General features: G+C 44.4%; 16 protein-coding genes. 9 read left to right on the plus strand and 7 right to left on the minus strand.

Annotation, left to right across the window (positions count from 1 at the left end; translation table 11 throughout):
• The first annotated feature begins 71 nt into the window (after positions 1–71).
• Genes J2736_RS17810 through J2736_RS17820 form a run of 3 tightly spaced genes read left to right on the plus strand, consistent with a single transcriptional unit; the run spans position 72 to position 2,144 of the window.
• Positions 72–1,277: a ParM/StbA family protein gene (locus J2736_RS17810; protein ID WP_310499937.1), complete on the plus strand. Its 1,206-nt coding sequence runs from the start codon at positions 72–74 to the stop codon at positions 1,275–1,277.
• Entirely contained in the window at positions 1,274–1,630 is a 357-nt protein-coding gene (locus J2736_RS17815; RefSeq protein ID WP_310499938.1) for a hypothetical protein, read from the plus strand. Before J2736_RS17810 ends, J2736_RS17815 begins: the two co-directional genes overlap by 4 nt.
• Before the next feature lie 55 nt (positions 1,631–1,685).
• Positions 1,686–2,144 (plus strand): hypothetical protein, encoded by a 459-nt coding sequence (locus tag J2736_RS17820; protein WP_310499939.1) that lies wholly within the window; start codon positions 1,686–1,688, stop codon positions 2,142–2,144.
• Positions 2,145–2,314: 170 nt separating this feature from the next.
• Here J2736_RS17820 and J2736_RS17825 read toward each other — a convergent pair whose 3' ends face one another.
• Entirely contained in the window at positions 2,315–2,482 is a 168-nt protein-coding gene (locus J2736_RS17825; protein WP_310499940.1) for a hypothetical protein, read from the minus strand.
• Positions 2,483–2,991: 509 nt separating this feature from the next.
• A complete protein-coding gene (locus tag J2736_RS17830; RefSeq protein WP_310499941.1) occupies positions 2,992–3,291 on the minus strand; it encodes a hypothetical protein in 300 nt (99 codons plus the stop codon).
• Between the two features lie 125 nt (positions 3,292–3,416).
• On the opposite strand from J2736_RS17830, the gene J2736_RS17835 reads away from it, so the two are divergent.
• From J2736_RS17835 to J2736_RS17855, 5 genes are all read left to right on the plus strand, one after another.
• Positions 3,417–3,860, plus strand: coding sequence for a hypothetical protein (locus tag J2736_RS17835; protein ID WP_310499942.1), 444 nt, complete (start codon positions 3,417–3,419; stop codon positions 3,858–3,860).
• A 198-nt stretch (positions 3,861–4,058) separates the two neighbouring features.
• Positions 4,059–4,541, plus strand: a complete 483-nt coding sequence (locus tag J2736_RS17840; RefSeq protein ID WP_310499943.1) for a hypothetical protein — start codon at positions 4,059–4,061, stop codon at positions 4,539–4,541.
• A gap of 153 nt (positions 4,542–4,694) precedes the next feature.
• Positions 4,695–6,059 (plus strand): arsenic transporter, encoded by a 1,365-nt coding sequence (locus J2736_RS17845; protein ID WP_310499944.1) that lies wholly within the window; start codon positions 4,695–4,697, stop codon positions 6,057–6,059.
• Between the two features lie 15 nt (positions 6,060–6,074).
• A complete protein-coding gene (locus tag J2736_RS17850) occupies positions 6,075–6,743 on the plus strand; it encodes a DUF2642 domain-containing protein (protein WP_310499945.1) in 669 nt (222 codons plus the stop codon).
• A 24-nt stretch (positions 6,744–6,767) separates the two neighbouring features.
• Positions 6,768–7,175 carry a hypothetical protein gene (locus tag J2736_RS17855; RefSeq protein WP_310499946.1) on the plus strand — a complete coding sequence of 136 codons (408 nt, stop codon included), beginning with the start codon at positions 6,768–6,770 and terminating at the stop codon, positions 7,173–7,175.
• A 342-nt stretch (positions 7,176–7,517) separates the two neighbouring features.
• Here the strand turns inward: J2736_RS17855 and J2736_RS17860 are convergent, their stop codons facing one another.
• Entirely contained in the window at positions 7,518–8,987 is a 1,470-nt protein-coding gene (locus J2736_RS17860; protein WP_310499947.1) for a methyl-accepting chemotaxis protein, read from the minus strand.
• 110 nt (positions 8,988–9,097) lie between these two features.
• Between J2736_RS17860 and J2736_RS17865 the strand changes: the two genes are divergently transcribed.
• On the plus strand, positions 9,098–9,778 hold the full coding sequence (locus J2736_RS17865) for a hypothetical protein (RefSeq protein ID WP_310499948.1): 681 nt from the start codon (positions 9,098–9,100) through the stop codon (positions 9,776–9,778).
• A 175-nt stretch (positions 9,779–9,953) separates the two neighbouring features.
• On the opposite strand, the gene J2736_RS17870 is transcribed toward J2736_RS17865, so the two are convergent.
• The 4 genes from J2736_RS17870 to J2736_RS17885 all read right to left on the minus strand — a co-directional run bounded on the left by J2736_RS17870 (position 9,954) and on the right by J2736_RS17885 (position 14,950).
• Entirely contained in the window at positions 9,954–10,967 is a 1,014-nt protein-coding gene (locus tag J2736_RS17870; RefSeq protein WP_310499949.1) for an extracellular solute-binding protein, read from the minus strand.
• A gap of 79 nt (positions 10,968–11,046) precedes the next feature.
• On the minus strand, positions 11,047–12,123 hold the full coding sequence (locus J2736_RS17875; protein ID WP_310499950.1) for an ABC transporter ATP-binding protein: 1,077 nt from the start codon (positions 12,121–12,123) through the stop codon (positions 11,047–11,049).
• Positions 12,124–12,164: 41 nt separating this feature from the next.
• Positions 12,165–13,823, minus strand: a complete 1,659-nt coding sequence (locus J2736_RS17880) for an ABC transporter permease (RefSeq protein ID WP_310499951.1) — start codon at positions 13,821–13,823, stop codon at positions 12,165–12,167.
• Between the two features lie 92 nt (positions 13,824–13,915).
• Positions 13,916–14,950, minus strand: a complete 1,035-nt coding sequence (locus J2736_RS17885) for an ABC transporter substrate-binding protein (RefSeq protein ID WP_310499952.1) — start codon at positions 14,948–14,950, stop codon at positions 13,916–13,918.
• Between the last annotated feature and the right edge of the window lie 14 nt (positions 14,951–14,964).

Consider the following 14,964-nt stretch of genomic DNA (forward strand, 5'->3'; position numbering starts at 1 on the left):
AACCCTCTTAAAACCTTGCCACAGTGCGAATCTATTATACTATCTCAATAAGGTTGGGAGAGGAAATAGACATGGCTAAACACGATATTCTTACTACAACCATTCACTTATCCATCGATAACGGCAGCAGTCATATCAAAGGCATATTTGACGATTTGAGCAACAGCTTTATTTTCCCTAATGTGGTCGCACAACCGTTTGGGGAGCGATTTTTATTGATGGAACAAGGAGATCCTTTGGATTTCTTAGATGTGCAGATTACATCGCCGGCGATCGATACCGAGCAATACCGTCATGTCTACGTTGGGAATTTGGCCATTGGCGACGAAGGGATTGTTCATGAAATTGTAGGTGATAAAGCTGTACAGAAGAAGGCCCAGCGGCCAGAAACAATGGTTACGCTCCTGACGGCTGCAGCCTATGCCATCGCTACGAAACATGTGGATGCTATTAAACGCGGTAAGAATCGCATCAAAGCGGCGGTACGACTAGGAACGGGGTTACCCATCCGAGAGATTACGAAATTCAGTGAAGAGTTTGCACATAAAATAACAGGAGGCATCCATTCCATCACATTTGTTACGACCCCTGTTTTTAAAGGAGTAACGGTGGAAATGGAGTTCACACTACCCTCGGATATTAGTATTGATGATGTGTCAGGTGTTTATGATATGGAGGCAACCTCCAAATCGCAGTTGTCACACAAAGGTTTTGGAATAGCGGATGTTGGCGGTGTTGATATGGATATCGCGTTTTTTAGACCGGGGTTAGATCTGGATCAACGTCATTCTACGGGGGCTAAAATCTACCTAAACGATGCTTTGGAAAGCATCCGTAATGAAATCAATGCCCAAGGTGAGGAGTTAATCTCCAGCACTGCGGAACTGACAATCATGCTCATTAACAAGGAATACGAAATTTACGCTGAGGGTAAAGTTGCTTTCGACATGACCAACCTCGTAAATCGTCATATGCGTATTCTTGCTGAAAAGGTGTTGAAATACGCCCGTAACGCATGGAAACATGCTCGGTATGCCAATGAGTTTTGGTTTATCGGTGGGGGAGCGATTGTCCTTCAACCATGGATCGAGAGATTAAATGCCGAGTTAGGCTTGCCGCTCCGTTTTGATCCTTCCGAGTTTAGTCAATTCCGCAATGCTCGCGGGACCTTCTTCCTGCTAGAACATGCCTTGAAGCACAGCGCTGACGCTGAAGCAGCGGCAAGCCTGGAAGCGAAGGAAGGATCTGATGGTGGGAGCGGGAGCGGATCGGCTTGAAGAAACGGAGATCGACTGTACTGGTCTGCCCTGGCAAGGATGTGACGCTCTATATCCCATCGGATACACCGCCAGAGGTTATTACTTATTTGAACCAGTTGAAAGCGGAAGGTATGTTTAGTCATGGCATTATGGAAATTCTGACCAAGCATATTCTGCAAGAGCGATCGACGACGATGTGGGAGATTGAAGATGCTCCTAATCACCTCAGAGCTACATTTGAAGACGAGGAGCATGTACCAGCGCTGGAAGACCAGGAACCAAGTGAGCTCCCCGATTTTAACAGCAAGAAGAATTTCAGTTTGGAAGATATATTTCGGCAGGCTAGCCGCAATGCGGGTAAGCTAATGTAAGTTTATAATTGGGTGGGGTGAACTCCGATCATAATGTGAAAAGGAGGACATCAAAATGTCTAACGGAGAAACAAACGAAGGTACACGGAGTTTTGCGCTGTCGGATGATATTTTTCGTCAACCAGGGTTAGATCTGTACTCTCAAATGGTCTATATTATTCTGAAAAGTTGCGGCTCAGAGTCCAATTTTCCTGAGTTGCCCGTGATTTCGAAGCTTGCCCGAATGACGGACAAGCAGACGATGAAGGCGTTGCAAGATCTTGTTGAACTGAAAATCCTGCCACATAAATTATATCGCCGCATGGTTGGTGATTTCCAAGATGACCGCCTCTCATGGGCGGCGAAGGGCTTGCTCCTATTCTGCAAAGAGAATCCGCATATTCACTTAGATGACTTGTTGGAGTTAACGTGCCAATCTAGTGAGGACGAACATAGCATACGAAATTCGTTAAAAGAGTTGAGCCAGTACGGGTATCTGGATGATTATCCGGAGTGGAGACAGATTGCGAACTGAACTGAGCCAGAATGGTTTAGGATAGTGACAGAATGAGGAATAATGGATTAAGTAACGAATTCGTAGAAAGCGCAACCTTTCAGGTTGCGCTTTTATTCTTGTAACAGGCAGCCTAAATAAGAGTCTGAATGTGAATCCCCTACTTAGGGGATTTTTTTCATAGCGTGTTATCAGTCTTCTTTTCTGAAAGATGCACCTTCAAAAGCTTGTTGGGCACTATCGATTGTGAGCTCTGAAAATATATGATTTTTTAAAGACGGATCATATAGCTCTATCGGTGGTTTTAAGGTTACATACAATCCAACTCCAGAAAGAATAAGTAGGCAGACGATAAACATCAGGGTACCTCCTGCTCGGTAGAGTGTAATTACGTATAATCCACGTTTATTACCTGACAAATGACTTGAATCGTTATTTATACTGCATGTATATGTCACGTGTACAAGAAAGCTCTAGGGGATAGCCCTATTTCTTCTATTTGGCAGTTATAATTCTCAAAATGTGCTTTTTCACTAGAACAGGCTATTTTTTAGGTTCATACACTGATATTGCAAATACCCAACTAGATAAATGTTCCCTAGTAACAAATGTCTAGATTTTTGAGAGGAGGGTAACGTTATTATGAATCGAGCAAAAGTATTTTTTAATCCTAGCGCAATTGGTATGAAAACTTTTCCCGTAGAAAAAGTTATTGCTAAGATTATTTCGCACAAAGTTAAAGAAAAAACAATCGTCCCATCGTTACAGGTAAATGGCATTGAGGATATTTGTCTCGTATGTAAAAGAAAAGAGCCATGTAAATGTCCGAAGCATAAGAAAAAGAAGAAAAAATTAGTCTGTAGAAAAATCAAAAAAAGAAATAGATGTAAAAAACATCATTGTAAGGTATGCGAAAGAGGGCCAGCAGGGCCAGCGGGACCAGCAGGACCAGCAGGGCCGGCAGGACCAGCAGGACCAGCGGGACCAGCAGGACCAGCGGGACCAGCAGGACCAGCGGGACCAGCAGGACCAGCGGGACCAGCAGGGCCACCAGGACCACCAGGACCAAAAGGGCCAGAAGGACCAAAAGGGCCAAAAGGGCCAGAAGGACCAAGAGGACCAGAAGGGCCAGAAGGACCAAAAGGACCGGAAGGACCAGCAGGGCCACCTGGGCCACCTAAACCGCCAGGACCACCGAAGCCACCTGGACCGCCAAAACCGCCGGGGCCGCCAAAACAGGAGGAGAGGTCCAGTAAAGAGGACTGTAAATGCTGTCACAAGGGGAATGACAGCATGCAAAATCTCATAAGTCAGCTTAAGAATATTAAGCTGAAAGAGCTGCACACCTTAGACTACTCCACTAGTAAATATTCAAATGTGGAAATAATTTCTGCCGAAAACGGCATATTAAATTTTACAAGCAATGGCGTTGAGCACTTCGTCCCAATGCATCTTATTGCAGGCGTAGAGGTCTGGTCAGGAGATTATGATAGCAAAATACTAACTGAAACAGATAATTCCGATAGCGGTGAGAGCTCGGGTATGGTGGGCTTGTTCAATTCATTAGTCGGCAAAGCCAAGATTGACTTTAGTACGTTGGCTGAACAGTTGAACGATATCTCCAATGCGGCAGTTATCGGACTAAACGAAGAGATTGTTGTATTATCCACGCGGGATACCGTGTATGCTGTTGCATTGAGATGTATTTCCGAAGTATCGAATGTGAAGAAAACGTAACGTCTGTAATTGTGCAGATCCCTTACAGCCTATTAAGTGGAGGGGATCTGTGTTTATATCCACGTACAAATACCCTCTAGTGATATTCGTGGAGTTTTTAAGAGACGGGGCATTCGTTGAGTACAAACCTTTGCCATGTGAGTATATATAGATCATGCAACAACAACTAACCACCACCTGAAGGGGGAAATGATTATCATGGCATTCGATTATTCTTTGCTAATGGGTAAACAAGTAAGATTGGATCGTGGGGGTCCTGAGTCTCGACAAGGCGAGATCCTTGCGGTGGGAATCGATTATGTGGGGATTTACAATGAGAAGGATGGAGTTATTTACTACAATACAAATCATTTGAAAAGTCTCACACTGAATACGAAGGACTCTGCAGAGTCCTTGCTAACACAGGGGAATGTAGCTCCATTGAAAATTATGGAAGCTGACAATTTTGTTGGTCTATTGAAAGGTATGAAAAACCTTTGGTGCCAAGTTAACCGTGGTGGTCATGAAAGTATTCAAGGCGTTTTAGCCGATGCTAATGATGATTATATTACGATGGTTGTTAACCATGAACTAGTCACTATTTTTAACTTTCATGTTAAAAGCATGTCTTACGGGGTTAAAAAGGAAAACCAAGAGGAAAAGAAGGAACAAAAGCAAGATAGTAGTAACGAGAAAAAATAATCTATCTCTGAATCTTAATTGTAGGTGGGAGGAGGGGGAAAATGCTGATCATTGTACTCCTAACTGGATCGACATTATTAAAAATTCTCACCCTCCCTATCGATTTACTAAAACTTGAATTATCATCTTCCAGCCCTTGTGAGGTGCAAGATCATGTTTGATATAACAACTGCGGTAATCTCTATTGTTTTTGTTACCGTTACGTTGTTGATAATTTGGAGGCCATTCGGTATTAATGAATCTATTCCAACAACCCTAGGTGCTGTAATTTTCTTGGCACTAGGAATTGTGCCCCTTGCAGGTGTGTACCATATAGCCTCCATTGTTAGTGGGGCAAGCATAACCATTATATCAACAATTGTAATGTCTATTGTATTAGAGAGTATTGGGGTGTTTAGGTGGGCAGCTATTAATTTGGCTGTTCGGGCAAAGGGGTCCGGTCGAGCACTCTTCTGGTACATTAATATTTTATGCTTTTTAATGACGATGTTTTTTAATAATGACGGAAGCATCCTAATTACAACCCCCATCATTATCCAAACCCTTTCTATTCTGAACTTAAAAACGAGGCAAAAAATCCCCTATCTTATCTCTGGTGCTCTAGTCGCAACTGGAGCAAGCGCACCTATCGGTGTCAGTAACCTAGCCAATCTGATCGCGTTAAAAACCGTCGGTTTAGATCTTAACACATATACATCTATGATGTTTGTACCTGCCATGATGGGAATTATTGCGATTACGTTTTTGCTTTTTGTTTATTTTAAACGCGAGATTCCAGAGAAAATTATGTCCTTGCAGTCCTCTTCTATAAACACTATTGTGCAGGATAATTCCTCAACTTTTCACCCTCTTAAGGTCGATCCGAAGGACAAGGGGTATATAGATTGGGGACTGTTTCGAATTTGCATTCTGGTCGTTATTTTAATACGTTGCAGCTTTTTCTTACTAACCCCTCTTGGGGTAGCTACGGAATGGCCAGCAATCATTGGAGCTCTTGTTCTTATTATAATTAGGTGGATGCGTAAAGGCATTGGGCCAAAGGATATTCTAGTCAAAACGCCGTGGCATATTCTCATTTTCGCTTTCAGTATCTACGTCATTATTTACGGGCTTCATAATTCAGGACTGACTGACTTTCTCGTACAATGGCTTGGTGGAGCGGTTGCCGAAAATCACTTTAATGCCATCTTTCTAATGGGGATGTTACTTACGGCGATGTCCAATTTGTTTAATAACTTACCGTCAATAATGATTGGTACCTTATCTTTGCAAAATATGGGTTTAGACTCTTTTACTATGCATACGGCATATTTGGCAACTGTGCTTGGTGCAGATATCGGCTCTTTATTGTTACCAATGGGGACGCTTGCCTCATTGATCTGGATGCATATTTTAAGAAGACATCGTATAAGACTTACCTGGAGCCAATATATTAAAGTGACGATTATGATCGTTCCTATCGGTCTTTTTATAAGTCTCCTTAGTTTATACGTATGGACGGGCTGGTTATTTAAGTGAAAGGAGGTGACATTGATGGACCTTTTTCAGAAGAAGCTAGGAGCGGTTATTGATGTTGAATTGCTCGGTGATAAATGGCACACGGGTGTTTTGGTAGATGCAGGGCAAGATATCCTAGTTATATATAACGGCGAGAGATACGTCTATATTCCTTCTTTCCATATTCTGACCGTCAATATGAATAACAAAAAAAGTTCAACGGACTTCTCTGCTCTTACTGAAAAGCCGATCAATGGTGATAAAATTTCATATAGAAAAATATTAATGAATTCCAAAGGGGTCTTCTCAGAAATATTTGTTTCAGGGTTTCAGCCTATACATGGCTATATCACCCACATCATGACGAATTACTTCGAATTTTATTCCCCTGTTTATAAAACGATGTTTATACCGTTAAACCACTTGAAGTGGTTAATTCCATATACGGATTACAATACACCTTACCTTCTGGATAAAAAGTTTTTCCCTGTAAATCCTTCCGATTTACCCTTATCTCGCTCATTTGAGGAGCAACTGAAAAAGCTGGAGGGTAAAATAGTTGTTTTTGACTTGGGGAGAAGCCCTAGTAAGATAGGATTACTCAAAGAAATTGAAAATAATATTGTCCACATGATTACAGCGGAAGGCAGGACCTTTTATACGAATATTCAGCATATAAAAAGCGTCCATTCGCCAACGATGTAACTATATAATTAGGAGGTAATGCGTATGCCTGGAGGTAAAGGTCCTGGTAAACACGGCCATGAACATGGTGAAAAAAAGAATGAGAACGGCAGTAAAGAACAAGAAGTGAAAGAAACAAAAGGAACAGAACAGAAAGAAGAAAAAGGTAAAGACGCAGCAAAAGGACAAGAGCATAAAGAGGAAAAAGGTAAAGGTAAAGAAGGTAAAGAAGGCAAAGGTAAAGAGGAAAAGGGTAAGGAAGATAAAGAAGGCAAGGGTAAAGAGGAAAAGGGTAAGGAAGATAAAGAAGGCAAGGGTAAAGGGGAAAAGGGTAAAGAAGATAAAGAAGGCAAGGGTAAAGAGGAAAAAGGTAAGGAAGATAAAGAAGGCAAGGATAAAGGGGAAAAAGGCAAAGAAGGCAAAGAAGGCAAAGAAGGCAAAGGTAAAAAGTAAGATGGCTGAGATTATTTGAAGAAAACCACTTCAATTAGAGGTGGTTTTTACTTATTTTCTCATAGGTGAAAATGCATCACATCGTATTAAATTCAGCTAAATGCTCATAATAAACTCGCACTATCTAAACCGGTATTCAAGGAGTGTGAACAACATGTCAGGCCATAAGCAACAAGGACAATCCAGAAAAAATACAACCACGCGGACACAGGACCAGAGCAGCAATAAGGGTGGCAAATAGCGCGTGTAGAGTTGAAAAAGCGGTGACTCTCATGCAGCGTAACTAAACATGCACAAAGTAAAGAGCGCTCACCTCTGCGGGGAGCGCTCTTACTTATTTACTTAACCCTTCGTCATGCGACTAAGATCGGAAGTGAGCTTATCGAGCTGAAGGAAGCTCTCTTGGATGTCGCTGATGCGGCTGTCCTGTGTTGTCATACTTGCAGACATTTCTTGGATGGATGCCATGTTTTCCTCGGTGATACCAGCAATGGTAACGATCTGATCCGTAATGCGAGTGTACTGTTGGTGAAGACTCTCGGCAGATTGTTCCACGTGAGCGGACTGGCTCTCCAAGTGACCTGCATCGGTTGCCAGCGCATGCATGACCTGTACGACTTTCTGCGCCGCATCACTGCCATTCGCTACAGATTGCTGCCCCTGTAATACTTGCGCCGCGGCTTGTGTTGTCTTCAAGCGGATTTCTTCGAGAATACCCTCGATCTGCTCGGTAGATTGCTGCGAAGTTTCAGCCAATTTACGAATCTCATGCGAAACCACGCCGAATCCTCTACCGTGCTCACCCGCACGTGCAGCTTCAATGGCGGCATTCAACGCGAGTAAATTCGTTTGCGTCGAAATATGCTTAATCGTTGCAACGATATCGCTAATATGCGAGTTCTGGCTGTCGAGTTCGTTCATTAACTGAACCGATGAATCCATTGTTTCGTGGGCACTCTTCATTTGAACCTCGAGGGACACGGCTTCTTCACTACCCACTTGGGTTAGTTGTGCAGAGCGGACAGAAAGATCTCTCATTTCCGTTGAGCGGTCCGCCAGCGAAGTGACCGATTGTTCGATATGGCGAATAGATTCGCTGATATCACTGATGCTGGATGTCTGCGTCTCAGTGCTTGCCGTAATTTCCCCGAAGGCTAAGGTAACTTCTCTAGAAATAGAGCCCGTAGCTGTCGCATTTTGCTTCAGATTTGAGCTGAATTGTGTAAGTGAAACTAGAGATGCAGAGACGAGATTAACTAAATCGACGGATTTGTTCTTTTCTAGAACAGCTTGTTCCTGCTCAGAGAAAATTGCCTTTTGCAATTTCTCACTGAATTTCGTCGATACGAATAAAGGCACAGCGATTAAAGCAAGGTACATGAACATATTAACGATATCGTTATCGCCGAAAATTTCTGTTTTATAAGGGCTAATGAAAAAGTAGGCGGTTAATACAACACCCAAGAAGCTGGAGAAAGCAATCGCGCGTGAGCTGCCATATAACGTCATAATGGCTATATTCACGTAGACAAGAAGATAGGTTGTGAAGATGGGACCCGTCAAAATCAACAACCAAGTCAGTAGTGTGATGATGGCGGATATGATATACATGATGTAGGTGGTTAGCCAACGTTTGTAGGTAAAAATAGTTGCCAATCCGCTAGTCAATGTGCCGACGACGAGAAGCACGATGATCGAATCCATGCCTGCAGCAGTCAGGAAATCGACAGCTATGCCTAGGACGAGCATTCCCCAAATAATATTGACAAGCAATTTGTTACGGCGGTGCAGTGTTTCCATATAATTCATCATCCGTCCACCTTTTCCATATATTGTTACGTTAAGATGATAACATAAAACGACAAAATTTTACATGGAAACTGTATCGCAAGTCTCAACCAATAAGGAGAATTCAACCCATCATGTCCAGCAGGAAACCTTTGGATTACTTGAAACAAATTGAACAGATTGAAACGGAGCTCACTCAACTTAATGCAAGTAGATCATTGACAGCGGTGCCAAGAAATCTCGAAGTCACGCAACGAGGTAATTGTACGCTGCTAAAGGATATATCGGGCCAATCATCCGCTTACTATAACCGGATCAAGGGTTTCGGTCCCGAGGATGTGCCTCATTTGCATAGCCTTATGAGCCAATATAAGCCTATTGTACCCTCCATTGATATGACACCGAATCACATGACCGAAGAGGTGACAAGTGCGCTAATCACCCAAGGAATGTTCCCCGTGGAACAACTGGTCTTTATGGTAATTCATCCTGTTAAAGCCGATTTAGCGAAAAATAGGACTTCACACCTCATTAAGCGGGTAACGGAGGCTAATGCTGAGCAGATGATCGAGTGGATTCAGTTATCTCACAAGAATATGACCGTGACTGGAGAGATGATTACACGCGCGAAGCCGTATTTCTACAGCCCTAATTTCATTAACTACCTGATGACCATGGAAGGGAAGCCTTGCGGCAATGGGATCTCTCTTTCGGAGTGGGGAGGCGGGATATATCGCGAACGATTTCACATTCCCCGCTTTCCGAGGCAGAGGCTGCCAATCAGCGCTGCTGAAGCAAAGGTTAGCAGATGCTGAGCAATTGGGCTTGAAAACGGTGTTCACAGACGTTGAATTTGGCTCCATAAGCCATGCGAACATGGAAAAGGTAGGGTTCAAAACGGTATATATGAATACATTGTGGGTCAAGAAATAAAAATGTAAGATACACATTTACAGGAGTAGTCCGGGTTCTTCGACTGCGTTCAGTACCTTACTCAAGTGCGGCTCTCCATTGATTCAGCAGCTTTTCATGTTGCTGCGCAGCTAAATCAAAGCGGTACGTGGCAAGGAGATTCTCCAGCTTCACTGGTGCAAGGAGCGGATTCACAGGAATATTGGGCACTACAGGGAAGGAAAAAGCTGTATTCATATAATCGGTTTGAACCTCTTTGGAGAGCATGAAATCAACAAGCTGTTTGGCTGCGACAGGATTGTTGCCTCCCTTTAGGATGGAAACAGCACCAATCTCCCAACCTGCTTGTGGTGGAATAAATGAAGAGATGTTATAACCCGAGTTTTTGAAACGCAGCTGGTCGCTTAAAAAGGAGACAGCAGCTGCGACTTCGCCCTCGGCTAAATGCTGCGCGCTCGTATTGCCGGCGAACGTCATAGAGGCGCTTTGTTTCTTCAAAGCTTGCATGAGATCCATCGCTGCGCTATCCCCGCGCTGCTGGGCAACCGATGCGAGCAATGTGTAGCCTGTCCCCGACGTCTCTGGGTCAGGAATCTCGATCTTGCCCTTGAGTTCAGGGCGCAGCAGGTCCTCATACCGCTGTGGCAGCGGAAGAGCCGCCAGCTGAGGATCCCGCTGCCAGACAGTCTGGTTCACGCCAATGGCTAGTGCACCCATGTACATACCGGTCCAATACCCATCCGTATCTTTGTACTTTGGCAAGATGCTACCAGCGGATGAAGATGAGTAGCGGAGCGATTTACTCTTATTTTTGAGCTGCTCGTGTAGATCCGCAGGGCCGCCGAGCACAACATCAATACCCGTTTTACCGAGCGTCAGCAGGTGGTAGCTTGCTTCACCACTGGACATCCGGATGATATCATAGGGTTGAGCCGTTTTTTCCTTGAACGTCTCGAGCAGAATTTTCCCTGCATCCTCCTGGAAGATGACGTATACCTTAAGAGGCTGGTTACTTTTCTTCTCCCCGAAGACAAGATATCCAAGATACACACCAATACCGATGATGAGCACGAGTAAACCTTTTTTCCACATGGCGAAACTCCCTCCCGAACAGTCAAAAAAGGAAACCAAAGTTTCCCTTTTTTAACTTGCTGCTATTTGATATGTCCAACTAACTTATTTTAATTAAATGAATTTTATCATCAGTTGCACTAATCGTGACATTCCCCTGATATCTTGTCAAACCGATATCATACGCATCGACAATCCATTCTTTCATATCATCATCTAGAATGAAATATCGTTCTTTTTCGCCGAGGAACATGGAAGATTTCACGAAGCCGCTCACTATAAATTCACCGGCATTCGTTGCATTAATACGCATGGACTCAGGTCGAATACTGAGCAGCACTTGCTCACCTGCTGTCACAGCTTCATCAATCGTCACGCTTGCCGTACGTTTACTCGTACCGTATTCCACAATGGCTTTACCATGGGCAGATTCACGTACAACGGCATCAACGAAATTCGTTGTCCCGATAAAGTCGGCGACGTAAGGCGTGCGAGGCTTGTAATAAATATCATGCGGCGTGCCATACTGATCAATCGCTCCCTTATTGAAGACAACAATATGATCGGACATCGATAAAGCTTCCAGTTGGTCATGGGTGACATAAATGACGGTTAAACCAAGCTCTTGTTGGATGGTGCGCAGCTCCACACGTACTTCTTCACGCAGCTTCGCGTCCAAATTACTTAGCGGCTCGTCGAGCAGGATGATCGGCGAGTTCATGACAAGAGCACGAGCCATAGCTACCCGCTGTTGTTGCCCTCCGGACATCTCGTGCGGATAACGCTCCTCAAGTCCGGTCAATTTCACTTTCGCCATCGCGGACTTCACGCGATCCTGTATTTCCGCTTCAGGGCGCTTTTGAATATCTAGCCCGTAAGCAACATTATCGAATACCGTCATGTGCGGGAACAGTGCATATTCCTGGAAGACCATCGGTGTTCCGCGTTTATAGGGGGGCAGATCGTTGACGAGCTGATCATCAATCCGAATTTCACCCTCATCAACCGAATAAAAGCCTGCAATCGAGCGCAACAGCGTCGTTTTCCCACATCCACTAGGACCGAGAAATGTAATGAACTTCCCGCGTTCAATCTGCAAATTGATCTGTTTGAGAACGTGGTTACTGCCAAACACCTTACTCACATTTTTTAAATCTAACAATATGTGTGAACTCATGATTCTCACTCCTTAGGACGTCGTTACGTAGTTACGTATAGTTAGAAATCGAATATTTTGACTTTCGAACGGAAAATGAGCTTCATCACGCCAAGCGTAGCCAGTGTTGTTCCCATTAAACCGACGGCAACGGCTGCTGCCCAGTAATAGGTTCCGGTTTCCGCATAATTGAAGATGGATACGGCGGCGACCACCCATTTGGGCGTAATAAGAAAGACAATGGTGCTTAAGGTGTTCATATTTTTCATGAATGCATAGACGAAGTTCGCGACGATGGTCTTTTGCAGCATAGGAAATACGATAGTTGTTAATGTGCGGCGACTGTCCGCGCCAAGATTCGTGGCAGCTTCCTCAATCGATTTATCAACCTGCTTAAAGGAAGCGGTGAGCCCGCGATAGCCGACTGGCATCTGCTTCAGCAGCATGGCGACGATAATGAGAATGGCTGAACCTTGCAGCATAATCGGTCCATTGCTGAAAGCGACGATTAAGGCAAGACCAACGAACGTTCCAGGCAAAGCAATAGGCAATACGGCTGTGAAATCCAGCAATTTTTTGCCGGGAAACGGCTTGCGTACAACCACATAGGCCAACACAAGGGCGAAGCCAACAGCCAGAAGGGAACTAATAAGCGACAAGACTAAGCTGTTCATGACAGCAGGGCTGGAGGGGTTGAAGACAATTTTGAACATATGATCCAGTGTAAAAGTATTGTCACGCCCGAAGTTCTTCGTAAACGCGAACAGGATGGTAATGGCGAACATAGATAGAATGAAGAGTGCCATGATGCTGTTGAATATGAAAAGCAAGATATCCGTCTTGCGGGAAGTTTTCACCCGGTTAAGTCCAGAAACAGGCTTTCCAGTGATGGTAGAGTAAGAGCCTTTGGCCAGCAGCCTGCCTTGAATCACGAAGACCAAGAGGGCAGGAATGACGAGAATGAGACCCATGACAGATGCGAGCCCAGGCTCGTTATTAATGATTTCTCCGTAAATTTCAACAGCCAAGAGAGAGTAATTGCCCCCAATCAGCTTCGGATTTCCAAAGTCTGCGAAACAGTTGATTGCGACGAGTAGAAAAGCGTTAATGACGCCGGGAAGTGCTAATTTAAATGTAATGGTACGAAAAAGCTTGAAGCCGCGTGCACCGAGGTTCTGGGCAGCAATTTCTAGATTTGGCGAAATGGAGCGAAGAACGCCTGTTATGGTCATATAGGCAAGTGGGAAATATGAGATCGTTTGTACGATCCAGAGGCCAGGCAGTCCGTATAAGTCCAGTTCGACGTTAAACCAGGCTTTCATGGTTTGTGAGACCATTCCTCCTCTGCCGAATAAAAGCAGGAAGGCTAGGCCGGTCATGACAGATGGCGCAAGAATGGGAAGAAAGGCGATGAAGCGGAAAAACTTTTTCCCCACGATGTTACTGTAATGAATCGAATACGCATAAATAAAGCCGCAGACGGTTGCAGTTAGAGCGGATAGGGAGGAGCTGACAACGGTATTAAGCAGAGCCTTCGCATATCGGCTTTTGCTGAAAAAAGTTGTCCAATCCGTTGCTCCTGGCAGCGCAATCACATAAATAAGCGGATAAATGACGAAGAGACAGAGAACAGCGAAACTGATGAGGACAAGGATCAGCGATGATGGATCTTTCATCAGTCTGCCGATCGACGAACCCATACCCTTTTTTTCTATGATCATAAGGGGTTCACGACCACCTTCCAAATTCATTGTGTAGGGGGGCATTGATCAGCTTAAGAAGCATTGCCGCAATGCCCTGTACATAGGCTTTTTTACTTGAGATCTTTTAGTGCATCTTGCAGCTCTTTACGCTGTTCAGCAGCTTTCCATAAGCTGTAGGTGGTGTTATATTTCGTTGCTTTGATATCGATACCGCCTTTAGGAATCGGCACAGTAGGTTTCACGGAACTTGCAAAAGCAGACTCCGTATAAAGAAGTCCAGGTTCATTGGTTAGCATATAATCCATTAGTTTCTTAGCGCCTGCCGTGTTAGCGCCGCCTTTCACGATAGCCAATCCACCAACCTCATAGCCTGCGGATTCAGGAACGATACTAACAATCGGGTTGCCTTGATTCTTCATCTTTAACTGGTCACCAAGGAAAGTAATACCGATCGTGTACTCGCCTTTGGCTGCTTTTTGAATCGGCTCAATGCCGGATTTCGGTCTTTCCTTGAGGTTTGGAAGCAGCTTCGACACATAGTCGAGCATTTTCTCTTTTCCCCATACTTGCGCAAGAGATGCAACAGCCGTGTAGGCTGTACCTGAGGTTGCTGGATCGGACATACCGATCTCGCCTTTGAATTTCGGGTCAAGCAGTTCTGCGAAGGTCTGCGGGTAAGGAGCTGCTGCATATTTCTCTTTCCAACGCTGCTCGTTGATACCAATGGCGATAGGATTTAGATAAAATCCGGTCCAGAAGCCTTCTTTGTCCTTCATATTGTCTGGAATATCTTTGGCATTGGTTGAAATGTAAGCTTCAAGCGCACCGGCTTTTTTCAGTACCTCATGTGAATCAGCGGGCCCGCCCATCAGGAAGTCGGCCTGTGGTTTGCCCATCTCATTTTGTACACGAGTCACAGCTTCACCGCTTGGCAGACGAAGGACGTCGTAGTCGATGCCCGTTTCTGCTTTGAATTTATCTAGGATTTTACGTGCTTCTTCTTCTTGGAAAATGGAGTACACCGTAATCTTACCTTTCGATGTCCCGCCAAAAACACCGGATTTGTACAGGAAGAATCCTGCTATGAGTACGACAACAATGACCGACACGATCATAATGGAACTATTACTTTTCTTTCTAGCCATTTCATCAACCATCC

The sequence above is a fragment of the Paenibacillus qinlingensis genome (genome assembly GCF_031455095.1).
GTDB classification, from domain to species: Bacteria; Bacillota; Bacilli; order Paenibacillales; family NBRC-103111; genus Paenibacillus_E; species Paenibacillus_E qinlingensis_A.